The 3,387-nt window shown below is 60.0% G+C and carries 4 protein-coding genes; all 4 read left to right on the forward strand.

Annotated features, from left to right (window positions below):
- Positions 1-97 precede the first annotated feature (97 nt).
- Entirely contained in the window at positions 98-553 is a 456-nt protein-coding gene (locus BJ928_RS39690) for a hypothetical protein (RefSeq protein WP_245432823.1), read from the forward strand.
- A gap of 79 nt (positions 554-632) precedes the next feature.
- Positions 633-1,358, forward strand: a complete 726-nt coding sequence (locus BJ928_RS39695) for a tyrosine-type recombinase/integrase (RefSeq protein WP_245432828.1) — start codon at positions 633-635, stop codon at positions 1,356-1,358.
- The gene (locus BJ928_RS38275; RefSeq protein ID WP_047637262.1) at positions 1,352-2,269 is read left to right on the forward strand and encodes a tyrosine-type recombinase/integrase; all 918 of its coding nucleotides are present in this window, start codon (positions 1,352-1,354) and stop codon (positions 2,267-2,269) included. Before BJ928_RS39695 ends, BJ928_RS38275 begins: the two co-directional genes overlap by 7 nt.
- Positions 2,266-3,270 (forward strand): tyrosine-type recombinase/integrase, encoded by a 1,005-nt coding sequence (locus BJ928_RS38280; RefSeq protein WP_047637261.1) that lies wholly within the window; start codon positions 2,266-2,268, stop codon positions 3,268-3,270. Before BJ928_RS38275 ends, BJ928_RS38280 begins: the two co-directional genes overlap by 4 nt.
- The last annotated feature ends 117 nt before the right edge of the window (positions 3,271-3,387 follow it).

Here is a 3,387-nt window from a genome sequence, read left to right on the forward strand (position 1 = left end):
AGCAGACAACATGCCAACCTCTGCCTTGCTGGCTCTCGGGGAGTTAAGAACGGGTAGGTCGCTCGCCTAGCGCTGGAATGGATTTGAAACCTCCGATTTGTTCGACACGCCGGACTTCACCGGCACCAACGATCAAATCGAGGAAAATAGCGTGACAAAGCGAAAGTATAGACATCGCCGCAGCGTCGATGTTCGCATCAATTGGCTGCAACCACATGTCGACGGCTTCAAGCACTGGCTTGTCCAGCGGAATTACTCGGCCGCGACGATAACGGAGGTGGTGCGCCTTCTGGCATTGTGGGGCGATTGGGTACGTGCCGCCGGCCACGACGTCGACACACTTACCGCGGGCTTGAGCGCTTCCGCATCAGTGTTCCACGGCAATAGAACTGCCCGTGCGCCACAGGGTGCTGCCAAGCTGTTCGTCGAATATCTTCGCGAGCTGGACATCCTGCCGCCGGAGCAACGCCCCTCATTGGACGACCTGGCCCGAATTGGCTGCTTTCCGTCGGTGGATGCGAGAACAACGCGGTGTCAAAGCTTCCACTCTTGATACCTATCAAGCCGTCCTCGTGAAATTTATGACGTCCTTGTGTGCTGATCCAGCTGCTTACACAGCTTCAGCAATCCGCATGTTCGTACTCGAGTCCGCCAAGCCGCACGGACGCCATTGGGCACAGAGCATTACCGTCGCCACGCGCGCCTACCTCAAATATCTCGTCGCAATGGGAAAATGTCCCGCCGGTCGGGAACACGCGGTTCCGAACTTCGCAAGTTGGCAATTGGCGACGACGCCGCGCTTTCTTGCGCAAAGTGACATCGACCGCCTCCTTGCCACATGTGACGGCGAAAGCCGGTTACGCGATCGCGCAGTCATGCTCTTGCTGGCTCGATTGTGCCTCAGGGCAAGCGAAGTCAGCACTCTTAGCTTCGACGACATTGACTGGAAGAATGGCCGAATAGCACTTATCGGCAAGGTTCGGCGTGAGGAATGGCTGCCGCTGCCCCAAGAGGTTGGCGACGCCATACTGGACTATATTGAGCGGGCAAGACCGCGCATTGCGACGACGCGAGTGTTCCTGACGGATATCGCGCCAATCAGACCACTGAGCCGCATTGCCGTGAAGTGCATCGTGCGTCGCGCGCTCGACAGAGCAGGAATTGAAAGCATCCATCGCGGTGCGCATGTGTTGCGTCACTCGGCAGCGACGGCGATGCTGCGTAGCGGCGCAAGCCTTGCCGGCGTCGGGGCAGTGTTGCGCCACCGTTCTCCATCAACGACGGCGCTGTACGCCAAGGTAGACATCGGCCTGCTGTCGGAAATCGCGCAGCCTTGGGGCGGGAGGTTGCCATGCTGAGCGCTGACGTCAGTCGCTATCTTAGTCTACGTCGAGCGCTCGGTTACAAGCTGATCAAGGCCGAACGGCATCTTCTGGCGTTCGCGCGCTTTGCATCCGAGCGGGGCGAGAGCCACGTTCGGGCTGCAACGGTTCTCACATGGTTGCCTACGGCTGCTAAAACGCCGAACTCCATGGCGCATCGCCTGACGAACCTGATCGGGTTTGCCCGCTTTCTTCATGCGGAAGATCCGCGTCACGAGATCCCGCTTGCGGATATCAAGCGGGCCACCAATCGACCGGTGCCCTACATCTACACAAAAGACGAGATCGCCCGGATCCTCGATATTGCCGGCAATCTCAGGCTCCAAAAGCCCAATCCGCTGCGCCGCGAACTCTATGTCACGCTCTTCGGTCTGATCGCGGCTACTGGACTTCGCATCTCCGAAGCTCTTGCACTCAGGCTCGACGACATCCTGCCCGATGGCGTGTTGCACATTCGGGAAACAAAGTTCCGCAAGAGCCGACTGGTGCCGCTGCACGCCACCGTCATGGAAGCGCTCCAAGGCTATCTTGAGGTCCGGCGCCAACGCGCAGGCGAGAGCGATTGGCTCTTCCCATCCGTCCAGCACCGACAGCTCTACCCGACGACCGTCAATTGTACGTTCCGCTCCCTGCTGCGACGAGCGGGTATTGCGCCGGAGCGAGGTCAACCGCCACGCATCCATGACCTTCGTCATACGTTCGCAACCCGGGTGCTGGAACAATGCGGCGCCGGTCGCAGCGAAGTTGCCAGGCACTTCGTCGCCCTGTCGACGTACCTGGGTCATGTCAGTATCCACAATACATACTGGTATCTTCAGGCGACGCCGGAGATGATGGCCGACATCGCCGCGGCGGCAGAGGCTTTGGTCGGGGAGAAGGCCGCATGACCGAGCTCGCCCCTCTCATCACCGGCTTCCTGCGAGACTACATGCCCCGACAGCGAGGTTACAGCTCACAAAGCTGCGAGACATACGCGTTCAGCTTCAAGCTGCTGTTCAACTTCGCAGCAAGACGGCTCGGCACTCGTCCGTCTCTGCTCACGATCGAAGACCTCGATGCACCGATGATCGTGGCTTTCCTCGCTCACATTGAACAGGATCGCGGCAACAGCGCGTCGACGCGCAATGTGCGGCTCGCCGCCATCAAGGCGTTCATGCGCTACCTCGAGCATAAGGTGCCGTCCGCACTGGAGCAGATCGGGCGGGTCCATGCGATCCCGACCAAACGCCATGATCAGAAGCTCATTCGCCATCTCACAATGGAAGAGGTCCGAGCGATTCTGAACGGACCCGACCTTACGACGAGATCTGGCATCCGTGATCGGGCGATGATCCATCTCTGCTTCGCCGGAGGCTTGCGAGTGTCAGAATTGATCGGAGTTTTGACGGCAAATCTGTCGCTTCGCCACGGCGCCAGCGTAACAGTTCTGGGAAAAGGCCGCAAGGAACGCTGCCTGCCGCTCTGGAAAGACACTGCGCGCGACATTCGCGCCTGGTTAAGTGTCCGGGGCGAGGTCCGTGTGCCGGAGCTCTTCGTCAATGCTCAGGGCGACCCGATGACCCGCGCCGGCTTCGAGTATGTCCTCGACAAGTATGTCGTCAAAGCAGCCGGGAGCTGCGTATCGCTTCGCGACCGTCGCGTCTCACCTCATCAGCTTCGGCACGGCTGCGCAGTCGTCATGCTGCAGGCGACCCACGACATCCGCAAGGTCGCCCTCTGGCTCGGCCACGCCGATATCCGCACGACGGAGGTTTACCTCCGCATGGACCCGTCCGAGAAATTGGAAGCTGTCGAGGCGGTTGTTCCGCCGGAACTGAGGCGGGGCCGGTTTAAGGCTCCGGATGCACTGATCGCATCGTTGCTTTCGGGTTTGGAAATACCGACGTAGTCAGAACGGGGTGCGCCCCAGAGCGGAGTTCCCCACCGGTACGGTCTGATCCGCTTCATCTGATATCGCGCTCGGCATGGCCGTAATCCCATGTCGGGCGCAGCTTGTCCCATGCAC

Origin of the sequence: Rhizobium sp. WW_1 (assembly GCF_003610155.1) — a bacterium.
GTDB lineage: Bacteria > Pseudomonadota > Alphaproteobacteria > Rhizobiales > Rhizobiaceae > Rhizobium > Rhizobium tropici_A.

Coding starts and splice junctions, on each gene's coding strand:
- BJ928_RS39695 (WP_245432828.1), top strand. CDS start 633: ATGTTCGTACTCGAGTCCGCCAAGCCGCACGGACGCCATTGGGCACAG.
- BJ928_RS38275 (WP_047637262.1), top strand. CDS start 1,352: ATGCTGAGCGCTGACGTCAGTCGCTATCTTAGTCTACGTCGAGCGCTC.
- BJ928_RS38280 (WP_047637261.1), top strand. CDS start 2,266: ATGACCGAGCTCGCCCCTCTCATCACCGGCTTCCTGCGAGACTACATG.